This is a genomic window from Arthrobacter sp. CAN_A6, assembly GCF_015751715.1.
Classification (GTDB): Bacteria; Actinomycetota; Actinomycetes; order Actinomycetales; family Micrococcaceae; genus Arthrobacter_D.
The window spans coordinates 324,555-341,893 of record NZ_JADOUV010000002.1 but is presented as its reverse complement, the minus strand read 5'-3'; the positions used below and the strand labels follow the sequence as shown (position 1 = coordinate 341,893).

Sequence of the window (17,339 nt, the reverse complement as noted above, 5' to 3'; positions counted from 1 at the left end):
CGGGCCGCCCATGACGAATCCGTCGGGCACGCCGCGCAGCGAATCAGGCATCCACCGCGTCAACCGGGGAAGGCAGGGTCCTGGACATTCTGCGCGTCCTCGGTCCACGCACTTCCCAGCCGCCGCAGCAGCAAGTCACCAACCTGCGCGTAGAAGGCATCATCGACGTTGCTGCCCGCACTGATGTTGACGACGCCGGTGAGGGGGTTCATCAGTTCGCTCGACCCGCTGAGTTCGTGGATGACGGGGACGGACGTGGCTGCTGCGGAGGCGCCGGATGCAACGATCGTCGTCTCGCCGGCCCATTTCGCCGTGTCGATGTCGCCCTCGACCGTCAACGTGAGCGGGGCGTTGAAGGATTGCGGCACGAACTCGGCAGAACGCGTGATACCGGCCAGGAGCACTTCCGTGACACCTGCCCGCTCGGCAACGAGCAGCGCACGGGCGCCATCCCGCGAGATTCTCAGTTCCCGCACGATGCGATCGGCGAGCCAGGGCGCGGAAACGACGACGGCGTTCGCGCTCGTTCCGCCCGGAGGGACGGCGACGACCTCGCTCCCCTGATCGGAGGCACCACCCGTGGCGGTCCGTGCCGTCCACACCCAGTTGCCCGGATCGAAACTCGGCGCAGTCAGGCTCGTACCTTCGGCGGCAAGACGCACCTCGCTGCCTGGGGCAGTGGCGAGCAGCCTGGTCCCGTCTCCCGACAGGAACGCATAGTTGCTGCCCGACACCGACGTGGCCGGGTCTTTCGGCCCATAGGAAGCGACGGAGGGGAAATTATCGATGGGCACCACTGCCCCGTTGCGGAGGGTCACGAGTTCGTTCGCTGATACTGCGACCTGCTCATTGCCTACCGGAGGATTGAGCACCGGCACCACGAGGTCATCCTCGGGCTCATCCAGCGGGATGGGCTGCCCTGCAGTCATCTCCACGCTCGTGACGTCGTTGAGTCCGACGAGATTCGTCTGTAGTTGCTGCTGCATCTGTTCCAGACGGAGCTCGGTGGCGTCCTCGAGTACCTCCTCGGACAGTTCGACCGATGCCACCCCGGACCGGATCGGCACTGATTCGCGTGCGAGGGCCACTCCCTCGGGAAACGCGCTTGTGACGGAACCCTGGAGGTACGGCGCGGGGCCGGCGAGCATGGCCTGGACAATGCGCGCCGTCACTCCTGTCCGTCGAACGAACCAGCGGACATCCGGTACCCAGTACAGGTAGTTGCTGCTGTAGAAATACAGGGTGTGGGAGATCGTCAGGGCGCGCGCGTTGCTCTCGGTGATCAGAATGCCGTCGGGGATCTCGCTGATCCTCCACTGCCCGTCGATCTGGACCATCTCGGCAGTGATCGTTTCGCTTGAGGGCAGGAGCGAGTTCGTCCGGACGCCCTGCTCGTCGATGGTGCCGGTGGTTTCGAGCTGGATCAGGTAGGGACCCTCCTCCTCGTCCCCGCGCTGCACGATGCGTGGATCCGCACGGAAAATGACGATCCGGTCCTCCGGTTGCCAGGAGGCGGCAAGGGCGGGGGTCAAGTACTGTCGGGCGACGCTGTAACCATCCCCCGCGCCGGTACCCGCAGTGATGAAGTCCTGCAGTATCCGCTCGGGGGCCGCACCTTCGGACGGCCCCTCGGGCGAGAACTCCTGGGCGGAAATGCCTTCGTCCTCCGCGGCGGCGGTGATGGTGCTCACCGGGCCGCTCCTCGGAATGGCAGAGCAGCCGGCGATCGTGAGTACGACAGCGAGTACCATGGCCGGCGCACCGTGCCGGGAGAACCTGTCAGGGAATCTCATTGGTTTCCTCCTCAGGGACACTGCGACCTGCAAGAACCTCCACAGGGGCGTCCGGCGGCACCCCACCCGACGGCGACCCACCCGGCGAGGCGGCCCGGCGCGGCGGCAGCGGCAATGGTGATACGTTCACATCGCTCCCCTGGCGCCTGGGAAGGGTCAGCCGAAAGCAGGAGCCGTCGCCCGGCGCGCCCCAGGCCTGCAGCCAGGCCCCGTGAAGCCGTGCATCCTCGGCGGCGATGGAGAGCCCGAGACCGCTTCCACCGGTAGTCCGGGCACGGGCGGGGTCGGCCCGCCAGAATCGATCGAACACCCGGGACGCCTCCGGCGGCGTCATCCCGATCCCGTGATCCCGAACTGCCACGGCCACCGCATCGGGCCCTGACGCAATGTGGATGTCGATCGGTTCCCCTTCGCCGTGCTCCAGTGCGTTGACCAGCAGGTTCCGCAGGATGCGGTCGATCCTCCGCGAATCCACTTCCACCACGCAGCTGGTCTCCTCGGACACGATCGTTACCACGGACCCGGAGTTGTCGGCGAGCGGCTCCGCGCCGGCGATCACATGCCGGACGATCTGGAAGATATCAGCGGGCTCCGGCTCGAGCACTGCAGCGCCGGCGTCGAACCGGGATATTTCCAGTAGATCCGCGAGCAGGGACTGGAACCGCTCCACCTGGTCGAACAGGATCTCGGCGGACCGCTTGTTGACGGGATCGAAATCACGGCGCGCATCGAAGAGAACCTCGGCAGCCATCCGCACCGTCGTGAGGGGAGTCCGCAGCTCATGTGACACGTCCGAGACGAAGCGCTGCTGCATCTGGGACAGCTGGGCCAGCTGGGTGATCTGGTCCTGCAGGTTGGCGGCCATCCGGTTGAAGGAAGCACCGAGCCGCGCCACCTCGTCCTCTCCGCGCACGTCCATCCGCTCCTGCAATTGACCCGCTGCCAGCTTCTCCGACACGAAGGCCGCGTGGCTGACCGGACGCACCACGCTGCGGGTCACGAACCAGGCCACAGCACCGACGATCGCCAGCAGGGCGGTACCTGCCGCCCACAGCACCCGATGGATGTCGTCGAGCGTTCCCTGCATGGAGGAGAGGTCGTAGTAGATGTACAGGGCATACTCGGTGCGGTCGGGCGGCAGGGTGACCTTCGTCCCGAACGCCACTCCCGGCGCATTCCGCCGGCCCGATTGTTCTGACACCGGAATCTCGATCGGCGCCCAATACTGGTCGTTCCCCGCGATGATGGCGTCGGTCATCTCCTGGGGGATGAGCGCCGAGGCGGCAGCGCCTTCGACGCTCGCGCGCGGCGGCACGAAGTAGCCCTGCTGGCCAGGCAGCGGCGTCAGGAGCCACTGCCGGGGAGCATCTGCACCGGTGCCGGTGAGACCGGTCAGCGTGTCGAGGGCGAGCCGGTCGGTGGTTTCACGTTCGGTCGCGGGTGTCTCGCTGAAAACCGTCTTGACGTCCGCCAGCGCGTTCGTCGATTCCTCCTGGAACTGTCCGAACCGTTCCACGTAAAGGGCGCTGGCAACCCGGTTGGAGAGGAATCCCCCGACAACGGCGAACGCGACGGATGTCAGCAGGATCGTCGCGACGACGGTACGGAACTGCAGCGACCTCCGCCAGCGGCGTGCGACGGAGGCGCCGCCGGTCCGGAGCGGCTCATACCAACGCCGGGTCCGGGCAGGGCGTTGCGCTGGATCCGCCGACGTGCTCAAACTATCCTTGACCCGCCTTGTACCCGACCCCGCGCACGGTCAGCACAATCTCAGGCGCTTCCGGGTCCCGCTCGATCTTGGAGCGCAGCCTTTGCACATGGACATTGACGAGCCGGGTATCCGCAGCGTGCCGGTAGCCCCACACCTGCTCGAGCAGCAGCTCTCGCGTGAAGACCTGCCAGGGCTTCCGCGCGAGCGCCACCAGGAGGTCGAATTCGAGCGGCGTCAGGGAAACGCGGACACCTGCCCGGGTCACCGAGTGCCCGGCTACGTCGATGCTGACGTCTCCGATCTTCAGCGTCTCGGGTGCCCGCAGGTCCCCCGGGCGCAGCCGCGCACGAACGCGGGCCACGAGCTCGGCCGGTTTGAACGGCTTGGGAACGTAGTCGTCAGCACCCGATTCAAGGCCGCGCACGACGTCGGACGTGTCGGATTTCGCGGTCAACATCACGATGGGCAGATCGGACTCGTTGCGGATCTGCCGACAGACCTCAATGCCGTCCAGTCCCGGCAGCATCAGGTCGAGCAGGACCAGGTCGGGTTGGGTGGCCTTGAAGATACCGAGTGCCGCGGCCCCATCAGCGCAGAACACGGGATCAAAACCGTCGTTGCGCAGCACGATCCCTATCATCTCGGACAGGGCTTCGTCGTCATCAATCACCAGGATTCGAGCCTTCATAGCTCAATAGTCTCCCATCGGAGCCGCAATGTCCCATTGGCTCGACGCCCAGCGCGCCGCGGACCCCGGAGGGGCGGGCGGAGGACAGCCACCGGCGGCCTGCCCGGATCCGCAGCCCATCCCCGCAGAATGCGGGGCTGAAACTATAGTTCAAGATGACAGAGGTAGGCGGCGCTTGTTTCCAGGGGGACATCATGGGCAATTATCCGCAGGACGGCCCTCCCGAGGACGCCGCCTGGCACGCTCCGAATGCCCTGCCGTCCCCTCCCGCAGGTCAGGATCCGAACCAGAACTCCTTCCCGGGCGGAAACGCCGGTCCCGCGAACCAGCCCTATGGCCATCCATCTCCCCCTGCGGACCAGTGGGGGCAACCGCCGCAGTGGCCCGGCTACGGGCCCCCGCAGAACGGGCAGAACTGGCAGTACGGGCAGAACGGGATGTACCTCGCTCCCCCGAAGCCGGGAGTGATTCCGCTGCGTCCCCTCGGCCTGGGGGAGATGCTCGACGGCGCTTTCCAGGCCTGCCGGCGGAACCCCCTGGCCACCTTCGGCAGCGCGATCCTCTTCCAGGCGATCGTGACCGTGGTGACGGTGCTCATGACCTCGGGTTTGTTCGCGGCACTCGACCAGCTGGACCCCGAGACCGCCTCCACCGAGGAACTCGGCGGGTTGTTCGCCACACTCGCATCCTTCACTTCGGTCATCACGGTGGTATCCGCGGCCGGGCTGCTGATCCTTCAGGGGGTCCTCGTGATTCCCGTGGCGCGAGCGGTCCTCAACCAGAGGACCGGCTTCAGCCGGATGTGGAAGCTGGCCGGCAGGAGAATACTGCCGCTGGTCCTGCTCGGGCTGCTGCTCGCTGTCGGAACGGCCATCGTACTCGGCGTTTTCGTCCTGATTTCCGTGGGTCTCGCCGTCGCTTTGGAAGCTACCTCGCTCTGGATCATCATTCCGCTGTTCTTCGGCGTCGTTGCCCTGGGAATCTGGCTCGGTATCAAACTGGTGGTGGCGCCGGCAGTCCTCATGCTCGAAGGCACAGGCCCGTTCGCGTCCCTCAAACGCTCGTGGGTCCTGACGCGCCGCAACTGGTGGAGGACGTTCGGCATCGTCGTCCTGACCAGCATCATCGTGACGATCATCGCCTCGGTCATCTCCGCTCCGCTTGCGTTCCTTTTTCCGCTCTTCTTCAGCTTCGGCGATTCCCCGCTGGCCATGGGTTCGGACTTCTCGAGCTCGCTGCCCCTCCTGCTGGTCACCCAGGGCATCACCGCGTTCTTCACCGCCATCGGGTATGCCTTCCAGGCCGGCGTGACCGCGCTGCTCTACATCGACCTGCGGATCCGTCGCGAAGGGTTCGACGTCGTGCTGATGAAGGAGCACGAGCAGGCCGGAAACACCCCCAGCGATGTCCTCCCGGGTGCGTCGGCGCATTTCGGCCATGGATCTTCCGGCGGGCCCGGGAAGGAAAGCCCCTGATGGTCGACCCGAACCATGCGGACCTCCTCCCCGACGCCGACGAGGCGCGTGGACTTCTTGACGAAGAACTCGCGAAGTCCGTCTACCAGGAAGCGCAACCGACCCTGCTGGAGCGGCTGATCACCAGCGTGCTGGACTGGCTGGAGGCTAGCTTCTCTTCCCTGCAGGGGCTCGACGCCGGTGCCGGCACGATCGTGCTGGCGGTGGGCGCGGCCGTGCTGATCCTCATCGCCGTCGTGCTGGTCCGGCCGCGACTCAACGCACGCGGCGCCCCTGCCGCGTCCGGTGTCTTTTCCGGAAGCCAAGTCCGGACCGCGGCAGGGCACAGAGCCCGTGCCGAGGCGGCCGCTGCCTCCGGGCACTGGGACCAGGCCCTGACGGAGAGGCTACGGGCCATCATTCGGTCGGCCGAGGAACGGGTCCTCCTCGACAGCCGGCCCGGGCGGACCGCGTCCGAAGCAGCGCTGCAACTCGGGGAGGCCTTCCCCCGCCCCTCCGCGGACATCGAGTGGCTGGCCAACCGCTTCAACGAGGTGCACTACGGTCACCTCCGGGCGTCCGCCGACGACCAGCAGCGTGCAGCAACCCTGGATGGCCTGCTCGAGGAGATGCGTCCTTCGCCGGCTCTCGCTCCGACCGTTCCGGTAGCTCCTCGATGAGCAGCCCGGCACGACCTCCCGCCGCTGCGGTCCATGCGTCTCCTGCTCCGGTAGCCGCTCCCCGACCGGATGCCGATGACCGTCCCGGCGGAGGGGCTTCGGCAGCGGAGGTGATGGGGAACGGTGCCACCGTCCTCGACACGGCCCGCAGGCGGTTCCGGCGCACGCTGCCGTTCCTCCTGCTCGCGCTGGTGATCGCCGCCGTCGTCGTGCTGACCACACTGACACGATCCGAGGCGGACACCCGCCCCCTGTCCCCGGGCAATGCGTCACCCGGCGGGTCGCGTGCCCTGGTCCAGGTACTCCAGGACCAGGGCGTCCAGGTGGTTCGCCCGGAATCGTACGCGGAAGCGCTCGAGAGCCTGTCGGAGGGCACCACGCTCTTCCTCTCCGACCCGGACCGCTGGCTCAACGATGAGCAGCTCGCCGGGCTCACCGGCGCACCGGCCCGCATCGTGCTCGCCGCACCGACGGAGGACCAGCTGGACGTCCTCGCTCCCGCCATCAGCACCGTAGGCCCCCTGTCGGACGAACCGGACACGGTCGAAGCACGGTGCGACGACGACGACGCCCGCGCCGCCGGCAGCATCACCAGCGGCGGAAGCGGCTATTCAGGACCCTCCGAATGCTTTCCGGCGGCGTCCATGACCGATGGCAGCGCCGGCGGCTCCTACGTCACCACGGCGAACCAGGACACTGCAGTGATCGGAAATGCGGACGTTCTCACCAATGAGGGAATCGCCAGTGCGGGCAACGCCGCACTGGCGCTACGGGTGCTCGGGAGTGAACCGGTGCTGGTCTGGTACCTGCCCACCACCGCGGACCTGGCGACCACCGGAACCCCGGTCGATGCCCGGAACCTGCTTCCGGACTGGATCAATCCGCTCATGGTCTGGCTCCTGATCTGCTCGGGAATAGCGATTCTCTGGCGTGGCCGGCGCCTCGGTCCGCTCGCAACCGAGCCGCTCCCCGTCGTCGTCCGTGCCGCTGAAACGGCAGAGGGCCGGGCGAGGCTGTACCAGGATTCGAAGTCGGTGCAGCATGCGGCGGCGAACCTTCAGGCGGCAACCCTGAGTCGACTTGCACGACGCCTGAGGTTGCCGCAGTCGAGCACACGCAGCGGGATCATCGACGCCGCAGCGGTTCGCACCGGGCGTCCACGGCCCGACCTGGCACGCATCATCGACCGCATTCCGGACGGCAACCGGGAACTCGTGCAGTTCTCGCAGGAACTTCTCGATCTTGAAAAGGAGATCAACCAGCAATGAACCCGAACAACGGCCTTCAACAGGAACACGCCCCCCTCCTGGACATCGAGCCCGCGCGCCGTGCCCTGCTCGACGTCCGGACCGAGGTGGCAAAGGCCATCGTGGGCCAGGACGCCGCCGTCACGGGCCTCCTGATCGCACTCCTCTCGGATGGGCATGTCCTCCTCGAGGGGGTGCCCGGCGTCGCGAAGACCCTGCTGGTAAGGACGCTTTCCACGGCGCTGAGCCTTGAGACGAAGCGCGTCCAGTTCACACCCGACCTCATGCCGGGCGACATCACGGGGTCGCTGATCTACGAGGCGCGGACCTCCGAATTCACTTTTCGGGAGGGGCCCGTCTTCACCAACATCCTGCTCGCGGACGAGATCAACCGGACGCCGCCCAAGACGCAGGCCGCGCTGCTCGAGGCCATGGAGGAGCGCCAGGTATCGGTGGACGGAGTGTCACGGGCGCTTCCTACGCCGTTCATCGTTGCCGCGACGCAGAACCCCGTGGAATATGAGGGCACCTATCCCCTGCCCGAAGCGCAGCTGGACCGCTTCCTGCTCAAGCTGACGATTCTCCTGCCCGGGCGGGACGACGAGATCGAGGTGATCCGCCGGCACAGTGAGGGCTTCGATCCCCGGAACCTGTCGGCCGCGGGTGTGCGGCCGGTGGCCGGCGCGGAGGACCTCGACGCCGCCCGCCGTGCCGTGAGCCGGGTGGCGATCGCTCCTGAGGTCGTGGCGTACATCGTGGACCTCGTGCGGGCGACCCGTGTGTCTCCGTCGTTCCAGCTCGGGGTGTCCCCGCGCGGCGCGACAGCACTTCTGAGCACGTCGCGGTCGTGGGCGTGGCTGTCGGGGCGATCCTTCGTGACCCCGGACGACGTGAAGGCCCTGACGCTTCCCGCACTGCGGCACCGCGTCGCCCTGAGGCCCGAGGCCGAGATGGACGGCGGAAGCGTGGATGACGTGCTGTCGGGGATCCTCGCCACCGTTCCGGTACCGCGCTGACGGTCAGGCCATGGTCATCACCGGAAGGCTCCTGCTGCTCGCGCTGCTCGGCGTCGTGCCCGTCATCGTGTACCCGGGAAGCACCTCGATCCTCCTCTGGCTCCTGCTGCTGGCTGCCGCGGTGGCAGTGGACCTTGCACTCGCCGCATCTCCCCGGAAGGTGGGGATACGCCGGAACCTACCGGGCAGCGTGCGCCTCAGCGAGCAGTGTGCCAGCACCCTCCTCGTCCGTAATGACAGCTCCAGGATGTTGAGGTCAACCCTCCGCGAGGCGTGGCAGCCTTCGGCCGGCGCCGTCGATCCTGAGCAGCAGCTTTCCGTGCCGCCCGGTGAAACGCGGCGGATGGAGATTACGCTGGTGCCCGAGCGCCGGGGCATCCTCGGCGTGACCGCGGTGACCATCCGCAGCAGCGGCCCGCTGGGCCTGGCCGCCCGGCAGGTCACCGTGCCGGCGCCGGGAAGCCTCCGGGTCCTGCCGCCGTTCCATTCCAAACGGCATCTTCCGTCGAAGCTCCGCCGGTTGCGCGAGCTGGACGGCCGCGCAGCCGTGCAGATCCGGGGTGGCGGGACCGAATTCGATTCGCTGCGCGACTACGTCCGCGGCGACGACGTACGCTCCATCGACTGGCGGGCGACCGCACGGAAACGGGACACCGTGGTGCGCACCTGGCGTCCGGAGCGTGACCGGCGGGTGGTGATCGTGCTTGACACCTCCCGGACCTCAGCTGCCCGCATCGGCGATGAGCCGCGGCTGGACACCGGGATCGAAGCCGCCCTGCTGCTGGCGGTCCTCGCGCAGCGCGGCGGCGATAATGTGGACTTCCTTGCGTTCGACCGGCGGCGAAGGGCCCGCGTCGATTCGGCGGCGAAAGGCAACCTGGTCAACGCCCTGGTCACGGCCATGGCCCCCCTCGAGGCCGAACTCATCGAGGCCGACTGGTCCCGTATCCCCTCCCAGATCCGTTCGATATCCGCGCACCGGTCACTGGTCGTGCTGTTGACCTCCCTCGACTCCGGCTCCGTGGAGGAAGGCCTTCTGCCGGTCCTTCCGAGCCTGACGGCGCAGCACGTGGTGGTCGTCGCCTCCGTGCGGGATCCCCGCCTCGAGGAGATGCGCTCCCAGCGGGCCACGGCATCGGATGCCTTCCGCGCGGCTGCCGCCGAGCGCGCACTGCTGGACCGGGAGGCCGTCACCGCTCATCTCCGGCTCCTCGGCGCGGAGGTGGTGGATGAGAGTCCCGGCGATCTTCCGCCGAAACTCGCCGACGCGTACATCCGGCTCAAGGCTGCAGGGCGGCTCTGATTCCGTCCGGCCACCCGGTCGACGGGCATGGCAGACTGATTTTCGAGAAGAGGGAGTTGGAGTCGTGCGATCCATTTATCAACATGTCCTGGGCCGGGAGTTCTCGAAACTGCAGCCGGAGCTCCGGAAGTACTTCGGGCTGCATGCCGGCAGCGGCGCGTTCGGGATCGGGGAAGGCACGTTCGACGTCGCCGGATGCCCCGCCTGGTTCGCGCGGCCCGTTTTCCGACTGACCGCCCTGGAGAACGCCTTCTTCCCCGAATACTCCAGCCGCGTACCGTTCACCATCCGGAACTACGCGCACGTCGACCCCTTCGGCCGGCCCGCACTGACGGCACGGCGGGAGATCGATTTCGGCACGGTCCGGCGGCTCTTCGAGGACACCACCTCCCTCAGCGGCGACCGGTTGACCGATTACGTGGGCCGCCACCGCCGGATGGCCACGGCGCTCACCTGCTCGGTCACCGAGGACGGCCGCATGCGCATGGTGTCGTCGGCCACGCGCCTCTACGCCGGGGTCCGCGTCCCGGTACCCGACGCCGTCGGGGCCCTTGCCTATATGGAGCAGTGGTGGGACGCGGACAGCGGACGGTTCCGGATCAGCACCCGCGTGGTCCACCGGCAACTGGGCACACTCCTGGTCTATGCGGGTGCTTTCGACTACCGCCTCGAGCAATCCGACGGCGCCCTGCCTCTCGAGGCCCAGCCGCTCAGGTGGGAGGAGCGGACCTAGCCTTCCGCGCGCACCTGGTTCAGGGCGTCAGCTGCCTGGGTGAGCCGGGTCAGGGCAAGCCGGGCCGTCGCGGGACTCCGTGCGGCCAGCCCGCCGACGGGTACGAGCGTCAGCGCGTCGAGCGCCGACAGCGGCAGGCCGATCCGCTGCCACGGATCCAGGATGGTCCGGACGACGGCGCTCACCTGCGGCAGGGAACCCGCTAGCGGAAGCACTCCGGTCCATAGCTCCCGGCCCGCCTCCACCGCCTCCGCCAGTCGCTCCCATTGCCGGTCGCTGATGCCAGGAATACCCAGGGCGAGGGCTTCGGCCGGGCTGGACAGCGCGGCATCGAGGACGACGTCGTCCGCTGGTATCGCCAGGACCGTCCGGGGGGAACCTGCTGACCGGAGCGCCGCGTGGACGAGGCCCCAGGCGTCGGTCGCCTCGCGCCGGTCGATGGCCCGGAGCGTCCGGTACCCGCTCGCGGTGGGAATCCGGCCGGCGAGGACGGCGTCGACGTCGGGCTCGTCCAGTTGCACGACGACCGCGGCACCGCGCGAGACCGCCGCGATACGCTGCACCAGCCGCGCGGCTCCCACGGCCAGCGACTCGTAGATCTCACGCCGCGCACCGGCATCGAGCAGTGCGCGTTCACCGGAGTGCAGGTGCACGTCGGCTGCCAGCGAGAGGGGACCCCGCAGGTGAATCTTGATCCGCCCGGCCGGTGCCTCCTCGGCTCCGGCGATGTCGCCGAGGGCGTTGATGTCGGAGGACAATGCGGACTCCGCCCGACGCTGGTCCCTGCCGGGGTGTGCAACGAGGCGCCAGCCGTGCGGCTGGAGGTCGAACGGCAGCTCGACCAGCATCGCCAGCGTCCGCCCCAGTGAGTCGCTGCCGGGGCCGCGGTCCGGCAGCGCCGCCAGGAAGGGGAGATGCGGGTTGCCGAGCTCACCCCGGATGATCCGCTGAGCCTCGAAGGGATCGGATCCCGGCCATTCGCCGAGGGCGGTCGCTGTCACTTCATGTGTCGAGGAGTCAGCTTTCACTGTGCGCCCCGGAGTGGTCATCGATGCCGCCGGTGCCGGGGTTGCCTGCGGCGGTTCCGTCGGTGTCGCTGTCCGACGAGCCGGGACCTGCAGGGGCATCCCGTGCGTTCCGGGTATCGGAAATGGCCTGATGGTGCCGGATGACTTCGGAGATGATGAAGTTCAGGAACTTCTCGGCGAAGGCCGGGTCGAGGTGGGCTTCCTCGGCGAGCGCGCGAAGCCGGGCGATCTGGGCCGCCTCGCGGTCGGGATCTCCCGGGGGCAGGCGGTGCTCGGCTTTGAGGTGGCCAACGCGCTGGGTGGCCTTGAATCGCTCGGCCAGCAGATAGACGAGGGTCGCGTCGATGTTGTCGATGCTGCTGCGCACGGAGAGGAGTTCAGCCAGAACCTCGGGGGCCACATCCCCCGCCAGGGAGCTCGCCGTCGGATCGAAGCCACTGTTGGTATCAGACATGCACCCAGTCAAGCAGATGAGCACAGTCACCAACCAACTGCTACAACCAACTGCGACGCCGGCCGGGCCTCAGTTTCCGGCTGCCGCCAGTTCAGGCCGAAGAGCGGACCGTGCCGAGTCGATAGTGGCCTGGCCGAGGACCCGCGACCCCTGGTACAGGACCACGGTCTGTCCCGGCGCGACACCGCGCATCGGTTCGATCAGCCGGACCACGAGCTCCTGTGCGCCGTCGGACGCGGCTTCGATGAAGGCCCGCGCGTCAACCGGGTCACCATGGGCCCGGACCTGCGCCATGCAGGGGAATTCCGCACCGGAAAAGACCTCAGGGATCGGCATCCCGGCCCAGGACACCTTGATGCCCCGCATCTCGTCGATTGCCAGCAGATGTTCCGGACCCACCACTACCGTGTTGTCCTTCGGCCGGATCTCCAGTACGAAGCGCGGTTTGCCGTCCGCAGCGGGAGTGCCGAGTTTCAAGCCCCTGCGCTGGCCCACGGTGAAGGCGTTCGCTCCCGGATGGCTCCCGATCGTGGCTCCATCGACGTCGAGGATGCTGCCCTCGCTCATGTCGATGCGCTCCTCGAGCCAGCCGCGGGTGTCGCCGTCGGGGATGAAACAGATGTCATGGCTGTCCGGCTTGTTGGCGACGGACAGTCCGCGTCGCTCGGCCTCGGCCCGCACCTCGGCCTTCGACGGCGTCTCGGCGAGCGGGAACATCGAGTGCTTCAGCTGCTCGTGGGTGAGGACGCCGAGGACGTAGGACTGGTCCTTCGCCCAGTCGGCCGCCCGGTGCAGTTCGGGGTTGCCGTCCGCGTCCTCGATGACCTTCGCATAGTGTCCGGTGCACACCGCGTCGAAGCCGAGTGCAAGCGCCTTCTCGAGCAACGCGGCGAACTTGATGCGCTCATTGCACCGCATACATGGGTTCGGGGTGCGTCCCGCTGCGTATTCGGCGACGAAGTCGTCCACCACATCGGCCTTGAAGCGTTCCGAGAAGTCCCAGACGTAGTAGGGAATCCCGAGGATGTCGCAGGCACGCCAGGCGTCGCGGGAGTCCTCGATCGTGCAGCAGCCGCGGCTTCCGGTGCGCAGCGTCCCCGGCATGCGGGAAAGCGCAAGGTGTACCCCGACGACGTCGTGCCCTGCCTCCACGGCGCGCGCCGCCGCGACCGCTGAATCGACTCCGCCGCTCATGGCTGCCAATACCCTCATGAAAAACCAGTTCCTGCCGTTCGAATGGATGATGCGGTGCCGGCCATGCCGGCGGCGCGGGCGCGCCCGTAGGCCCCCGGCAGCGCCGCCATTACTGCGTCAACGTCACCGGGGGTCGATGTATGCCCGAGGCTGAACCGCTGGGCGCCCCTTGCCTCCTCCTCGGAAAGTCCCATGGCCAGGAGGACATGGGATGGGCGGGGCACTCCCGCGGTGCAGGCGGACCCCGTGGAGGACTCGATGCCCGCCAGGTCCAGGAGGAACAGCAGGGAGTCACCCTCGCACCCCGGGAACGTGAAGTGGGCGTTCCCGGGGAGTCTCGCGCCGACCGGCCCGGGGTGGCTCACGCCCCTGAGTACCGCGTCGGGCACTTCCCGCAGGACGCCCTCGATGAGGCGGTCGCGCAACGCCGCGAGGCGTGCTGCCTCAACCGGCAGGTGGGCGACGGCGTCGTCCGCGGCCGCCGCGAACGAGGAGATGCCAGCGCTGTCGAGCGTTCCGGACCGGACATCGCGCTCCTGGCCGCCGCCGTGCTGTACGGGGGTGAGCGCGACCGACCGTCCGACGAACAGCGCTCCCACACCCACCGGACCACCAATCTTGTGGGCGCTGACGGCCATGGTCGCCAGCCCGGAGTCCGCGAAGGACAGCGGGAGGGAACCGAACGCCTGGACGGCGTCGGAGTGGACCGGGACACCGTGGGCCGCGGCTATGCCGGTGATTTCCGGAATTCTCTGGACCGTGCCTACCTCGTTGTTGGCCCACATCACCGTGACCAGGGCCACTGACCCGGAATCGGCCTGCAGCTCGGTCCGCAGCGCCTCCAACGACACCACGCCCCGGGCATCCACGGGAAGCCAGGTCACCCGCGCGCCCTCGTGGCGCTCGAGCCATTCGACGGTGTCCTGGACGGCAGGGTGCTCGATCGTCGAGCACAGGATGCGCGTCCGCCGCGGGTTCTCGTCGCGCCGTGCCCAGAACAGGCCTTTCACCGCGAGATTGTCAGCCTCGGTACCCCCGGAGGTGAAGATGACCTCGGACGGATGGGCTCCGGCTGCCCGGGCGAGAATCTCCCGGGCATCCTCCACGGTGCGCCGGGCGCGGCGGCCGGAGCCGTGCAACGACGACGGATTGCCGCTGCGGGAAAGTTCGAGCGTGAGGGCGGCGAGCGCTGGCGCCGAGATAGGCGTGGTCGCCGCGTGGTCAAGGTACACGGGCATCCTGCAATTCTACCGGTGCGGCCGGTGCACACGGAGTCGTCCGGTCCCTCTGGTAGAAATACCCCTGTGGACAGCGAAGCAGGAACTCCCCCGACAGGCAGGTTCGTTCCGGTGCTGCGGCATCCGGTGCAGGCTTTCGGCGCGAAGGTCCTGGACTTCGACCGGCAGGTAGCGCTGATGGCGGTGATCAACCGCACCCCCGATTCCTTCTACGATTCCGGTGCCACCTTTGCGCTGGACGCCGCGATCGAGGCGTCCCGAACGGCGGTCCGGGACGGGGCGGACTGGATCGATATCGGCGGCGCCCCGTTCTCGCCCGGCTCTCCCGTGTCCGCGGCGGAGGAGTCAGCGCGAATCGTCCCGGTCATTGCCGCGGTGCGGGAGGTCTCCGATGTGATCATCTCCGCCGACACCTTCCTCCCCGAAGTCGCCGAAGCCGCGCTCGCCGCCGGCGCGAACGTCATCAATGACACCACGGGGCTCCGGAACCCGGATCTGGCCGTGGTGGTCGCCGCAGCGGGTGCACACCTCGTCATCACCCACAGCCTCGCCGAGCCCCGGACTGTGTACCCCCGGCCGACGTACGACGACGTCGCCCGCGACGTCGCAAAGTTCCTGCTGCAGAAGGTGGACACCGCCGTGGACCTCGGCATCCGCGAAGACCGCATCCTCCTCGATCCGGGGCACGATCTGAACAAGAACACCCTGCACTCGCTGGAGATCACCCGGCGTTTCTCCGAGATCGCCGCACTGGGCTTTCCGACGCTCGCGGCGGTGTCGAACAAGGACTTCATCGGGGAGACCCTGGACAAGCCGAAGCGCGAGCGGACCGAAGGGTCGCTGGCCGCCGCCGTCATCTGCATCCTCGGCGGCGCACGGGTAGTGCGGATGCACGATGTCGCGGCATCCCGTGCTGCCATCGACCTCACCGAAGCGGTGTTCGGTTGGCGGCAACCTGCTTACCTGCGCCACAACATGGGCAACTTCAACGAACCGGCAGCTCCATGATCACCTCCCTCCTGCCCGGTGGATCCGCTGGGCTGACCGACGCCGAGCTGTTGCGCCTGTACGCCTATCCCGACGATGCGAAGCCCGACCCGGCGTTTCCCGGAACCGGTCGCCCCTACGTGCGGTTCAACTTCGTGGCTGCGGCGGACGGCTCGGCCACGAGCAACGGATTCTCCGCCGGTCTCGGGAACGACGGCGACAAACGCATCTTCCGCCTCCTGCGCCGGCTTCCGGACATTATTCTGGTCGGCGCCGGCACCATCCGCGCCGAAGGGTATGAGGGTGCCCTGGTCGACGACGAGGGCCAGGCCTGGCGACGGAGGCAGGGGCTCCCGGCTCACCCCGCACTCGGCATCATCTCCGGTTCACTGAACCTCGACCCGTCCAGTGGATTCTTCTCGAATGCACCCGTCCGACCCGTGATCTTCACCAGCGGCTCGGCGCCTGCCTCGCAGCGGACCGCGCTGTCCCGCGTGGCCGACGTCGTAACCTGCGGTGCCGCATCCGTCGAGACAGCGGCGCTCCTGCAGGCCCTTGCCGACCGGGCCGTCCGCAAGGTCCTGTGCGAGGGCGGGCCCGCCGTGCTGGGTGCCTTGACGGCATCCGACGCCGTCGACGACCTGTGCCTTTCCATCAGCCCGCTCCTCGCCGGTGGTGAGGGGCCCCGAATTTCCGTAGGAGAAGCGCCGGCAAACCCCCTGGCCCTTTCCCTCGCGTCGCTCCTGACCGAGGATTCCGCACTGTACATTCGATATGTGAAGGCGCGGACCTAGCGCCGGATTCGTTGGGAAGCAGACGCTGTCGCGACATTCGAGAGGGAGCACCATGCCGGACGCCTCGGGCGCGTCTCCGTACGACATCCTGGGCCTGGCTTCCGATGCAACGGACAAGCAGATCAAGGACGCATACCGCAGGGCGGCGCGGACCTCGCACCCGGACCTCGGCGGAAGCGAGGAATTGTTCCACGCCGTGGCCGTGGCCTACGAGACGCTGGGAAACCCCGCACGCAGGCAGAGGTACGACGCCGGCAACGGCACGCGCGGCACCGGAACACCGGGCGCAGGTGCGGGTGCAGGTGCAGGTGCCCGGCCATCCCAGCCCCGCGCTGCGGCAAGGAGTGAAAACACCGAGGCAGCGAAAGCGCCTCCTGAATACCTCCCGCCGTTCTCTCCGACAGAGCCCCCGGTGGTTCCGCTCATCCTTGCCGGGCGGCAGTTGCACGGAGCGCCCCGGCAACCCGGGATCTTCGGCAGGATGGCAGGCGCTGCCCGCGCGAGGGTCGAGGGGGAGCTGCGGACGGCGGCGATTCTCGAGCAGTCCCTGCTGCCGACGTATCCCGCAGCCCGCCTGGTCAACGGACTGAAGTTTTCGAACAGCGCAGGGACAACCGCCGGCCATGCGGTCCTCGGCGGCTATCGGATCGCCGTGCTCGATTCCTTCGCCGCCACCCCGGGTAATTTCGACTGGGACGGCCGGTCGCTCCGACATCAGGGCAGAGCGGTCCAGGGACTCGGTATAACGAACACCGTCCGGGAGATGCAGGATCTGTTTCCCGAATGCAACGTGAGCGGCTGGCTGGTCGTCCATGGCGCGCGGGGCAACCCCTTCGACCCGGTGATCGACAGTCCGCCGTCGTTCGACAGGTCAGCGCCGTCGGCCATCCAGGTGGTGAACGCGGGAACCATGGTCCGGACGATCCGGGCGTTCCTCGCCGCGGGCCCGCAACCGAATGTGGTCCAGCTCCCGGTCCTTGCGAGGCTGCTGGGCGCCGCAGAAGGTTAGCTCCGCCGGA

General features: G+C 68.0%; 16 protein-coding genes. 9 read left to right on the top strand and 7 right to left on the bottom strand.

What is annotated here, in order from left to right:
* Nucleotides 1–59 precede the first annotated feature (59 nt).
* Genes IWX75_RS05060 through mtrA form a run of 3 tightly spaced genes read right to left on the bottom strand, consistent with a single transcriptional unit; the run spans nucleotide 60 to nucleotide 4,192 of the window.
* The gene (locus tag IWX75_RS05060) at nucleotides 60–1,793 is read right to left on the bottom strand and encodes an LpqB family beta-propeller domain-containing protein (protein ID WP_196821148.1); all 1,734 of its coding nucleotides are present in this window, start codon (nucleotides 1,791–1,793) and stop codon (nucleotides 60–62) included.
* On the bottom strand, nucleotides 1,780–3,513 hold the full coding sequence (mtrB, locus tag IWX75_RS05055) for an MtrAB system histidine kinase MtrB (RefSeq protein ID WP_196821147.1): 1,734 nt from the start codon (nucleotides 3,511–3,513) through the stop codon (nucleotides 1,780–1,782). The genes IWX75_RS05060 and mtrB overlap by 14 nt, the downstream gene beginning before the upstream one ends.
* 1 nt (nucleotide 3,514) lies before the next feature.
* Nucleotides 3,515–4,192 (bottom strand): MtrAB system response regulator MtrA, encoded by a 678-nt coding sequence (gene mtrA, locus IWX75_RS05050; RefSeq protein WP_196821146.1) that lies wholly within the window; start codon nucleotides 4,190–4,192, stop codon nucleotides 3,515–3,517.
* Nucleotides 4,193–4,386: 194 nt separating this feature from the next.
* Between mtrA and IWX75_RS05045 the strand changes: the two genes are divergently transcribed.
* The 6 genes from IWX75_RS05045 (at nucleotide 4,387) to IWX75_RS05020 (ending at nucleotide 10,625) form a co-directional block, all read left to right on the top strand.
* Nucleotides 4,387–5,667 (top strand): glycerophosphoryl diester phosphodiesterase membrane domain-containing protein, encoded by a 1,281-nt coding sequence (locus tag IWX75_RS05045; protein WP_196821145.1) that lies wholly within the window; start codon nucleotides 4,387–4,389, stop codon nucleotides 5,665–5,667.
* The gene (locus IWX75_RS05040) at nucleotides 5,667–6,326 is read left to right on the top strand and encodes a DUF4129 domain-containing protein (RefSeq protein WP_196821144.1); all 660 of its coding nucleotides are present in this window, start codon (nucleotides 5,667–5,669) and stop codon (nucleotides 6,324–6,326) included. The genes IWX75_RS05045 and IWX75_RS05040 overlap by 1 nt, the downstream gene beginning before the upstream one ends.
* Nucleotides 6,323–7,594, top strand: coding sequence for a DUF4350 domain-containing protein (locus tag IWX75_RS05035; RefSeq protein ID WP_196821143.1), 1,272 nt, complete (start codon nucleotides 6,323–6,325; stop codon nucleotides 7,592–7,594). The genes IWX75_RS05040 and IWX75_RS05035 overlap by 4 nt, the downstream gene beginning before the upstream one ends.
* Nucleotides 7,591–8,589 carry an AAA family ATPase gene (locus IWX75_RS05030; protein WP_196821142.1) on the top strand — a complete coding sequence of 333 codons (999 nt, stop codon included), beginning with the start codon at nucleotides 7,591–7,593 and terminating at the stop codon, nucleotides 8,587–8,589. Before IWX75_RS05035 ends, IWX75_RS05030 begins: the two co-directional genes overlap by 4 nt.
* Nucleotides 8,590–8,599: 10 nt before the next feature.
* Nucleotides 8,600–9,892: a DUF58 domain-containing protein gene (locus IWX75_RS05025; protein WP_196821141.1), complete on the top strand. Its 1,293-nt coding sequence runs from the start codon at nucleotides 8,600–8,602 to the stop codon at nucleotides 9,890–9,892.
* 64 nt (nucleotides 9,893–9,956) lie between these two features.
* Nucleotides 9,957–10,625 carry a DUF4166 domain-containing protein gene (locus IWX75_RS05020; protein ID WP_334684114.1) on the top strand — a complete coding sequence of 223 codons (669 nt, stop codon included), beginning with the start codon at nucleotides 9,957–9,959 and terminating at the stop codon, nucleotides 10,623–10,625.
* Here IWX75_RS05020 and IWX75_RS05015 read toward each other — a convergent pair.
* From IWX75_RS05015 to IWX75_RS05000, 4 genes are all read right to left on the bottom strand, one after another.
* Nucleotides 10,622–11,626, bottom strand: coding sequence for a hypothetical protein (locus IWX75_RS05015; RefSeq protein ID WP_334684113.1), 1,005 nt, complete (start codon nucleotides 11,624–11,626; stop codon nucleotides 10,622–10,624). The two genes, IWX75_RS05020 and IWX75_RS05015, sit on opposite strands and share 4 nt — an antisense overlap.
* 16 nt (nucleotides 11,627–11,642) lie before the next feature.
* The gene (locus tag IWX75_RS05010; protein WP_196821138.1) at nucleotides 11,643–12,107 is read right to left on the bottom strand and encodes a chorismate mutase; all 465 of its coding nucleotides are present in this window, start codon (nucleotides 12,105–12,107) and stop codon (nucleotides 11,643–11,645) included.
* A gap of 69 nt (nucleotides 12,108–12,176) precedes the next feature.
* Nucleotides 12,177–13,319, bottom strand: a complete 1,143-nt coding sequence (mnmA, locus tag IWX75_RS05005) for a tRNA 2-thiouridine(34) synthase MnmA (protein WP_196821137.1) — start codon at nucleotides 13,317–13,319, stop codon at nucleotides 12,177–12,179.
* Nucleotides 13,316–14,539 (bottom strand): cysteine desulfurase family protein, encoded by a 1,224-nt coding sequence (locus IWX75_RS05000; protein WP_196821136.1) that lies wholly within the window; start codon nucleotides 14,537–14,539, stop codon nucleotides 13,316–13,318. The genes mnmA and IWX75_RS05000 overlap by 4 nt, the downstream gene beginning before the upstream one ends.
* 66 nt (nucleotides 14,540–14,605) lie before the next feature.
* Between IWX75_RS05000 and folP the strand changes: the two genes are divergently transcribed.
* The 3 genes from folP to IWX75_RS04985 are packed head-to-tail and all read left to right on the top strand — an operon-like array spanning nucleotide 14,606 to nucleotide 17,329.
* Nucleotides 14,606–15,547: a dihydropteroate synthase gene (folP, locus tag IWX75_RS04995; protein ID WP_334684112.1), complete on the top strand. Its 942-nt coding sequence runs from the start codon at nucleotides 14,606–14,608 to the stop codon at nucleotides 15,545–15,547.
* On the top strand, nucleotides 15,544–16,320 hold the full coding sequence (locus IWX75_RS04990; RefSeq protein ID WP_196821135.1) for a pyrimidine reductase family protein: 777 nt from the start codon (nucleotides 15,544–15,546) through the stop codon (nucleotides 16,318–16,320). The genes folP and IWX75_RS04990 overlap by 4 nt, the downstream gene beginning before the upstream one ends.
* A 52-nt stretch (nucleotides 16,321–16,372) precedes the next feature.
* Complete coding sequence (locus tag IWX75_RS04985) at nucleotides 16,373–17,329, top strand: J domain-containing protein (protein ID WP_196821134.1); 957 nt, start codon at nucleotides 16,373–16,375, stop codon at nucleotides 17,327–17,329.
* Nucleotides 17,330–17,339 lie beyond the last annotated feature (10 nt).

Coding starts and splice junctions, on each gene's coding strand:
- IWX75_RS04985 (WP_196821134.1), top strand. CDS start 16,373: ATGCCGGACGCCTCGGGCGCGTCTCCGTACGACATCCTGGGCCTGGCT.
- mtrA (WP_196821146.1), bottom strand. CDS start 4,192: ATGAAGGCTCGAATCCTGGTGATTGATGACGACGAAGCCCTGTCCGAG.
- IWX75_RS05060 (WP_196821148.1), bottom strand. CDS start 1,793: ATGAGATTCCCTGACAGGTTCTCCCGGCACGGTGCGCCGGCCATGGTA.
- IWX75_RS05030 (WP_196821142.1), top strand. CDS start 7,591: ATGAACCCGAACAACGGCCTTCAACAGGAACACGCCCCCCTCCTGGAC.
- IWX75_RS05010 (WP_196821138.1), bottom strand. CDS start 12,107: ATGTCTGATACCAACAGTGGCTTCGATCCGACGGCGAGCTCCCTGGCG.
- IWX75_RS05040 (WP_196821144.1), top strand. CDS start 5,667: ATGGTCGACCCGAACCATGCGGACCTCCTCCCCGACGCCGACGAGGCG.
- IWX75_RS05045 (WP_196821145.1), top strand. CDS start 4,387: ATGGGCAATTATCCGCAGGACGGCCCTCCCGAGGACGCCGCCTGGCAC.
- IWX75_RS04990 (WP_196821135.1), top strand. CDS start 15,544: ATGATCACCTCCCTCCTGCCCGGTGGATCCGCTGGGCTGACCGACGCC.
- IWX75_RS05025 (WP_196821141.1), top strand. CDS start 8,600: ATGGTCATCACCGGAAGGCTCCTGCTGCTCGCGCTGCTCGGCGTCGTG.
- IWX75_RS05000 (WP_196821136.1), bottom strand. CDS start 14,539: ATGCCCGTGTACCTTGACCACGCGGCGACCACGCCTATCTCGGCGCCA.
- IWX75_RS05035 (WP_196821143.1), top strand. CDS start 6,323: ATGAGCAGCCCGGCACGACCTCCCGCCGCTGCGGTCCATGCGTCTCCT.
- mnmA (WP_196821137.1), bottom strand. CDS start 13,319: ATGAGGGTATTGGCAGCCATGAGCGGCGGAGTCGATTCAGCGGTCGCG.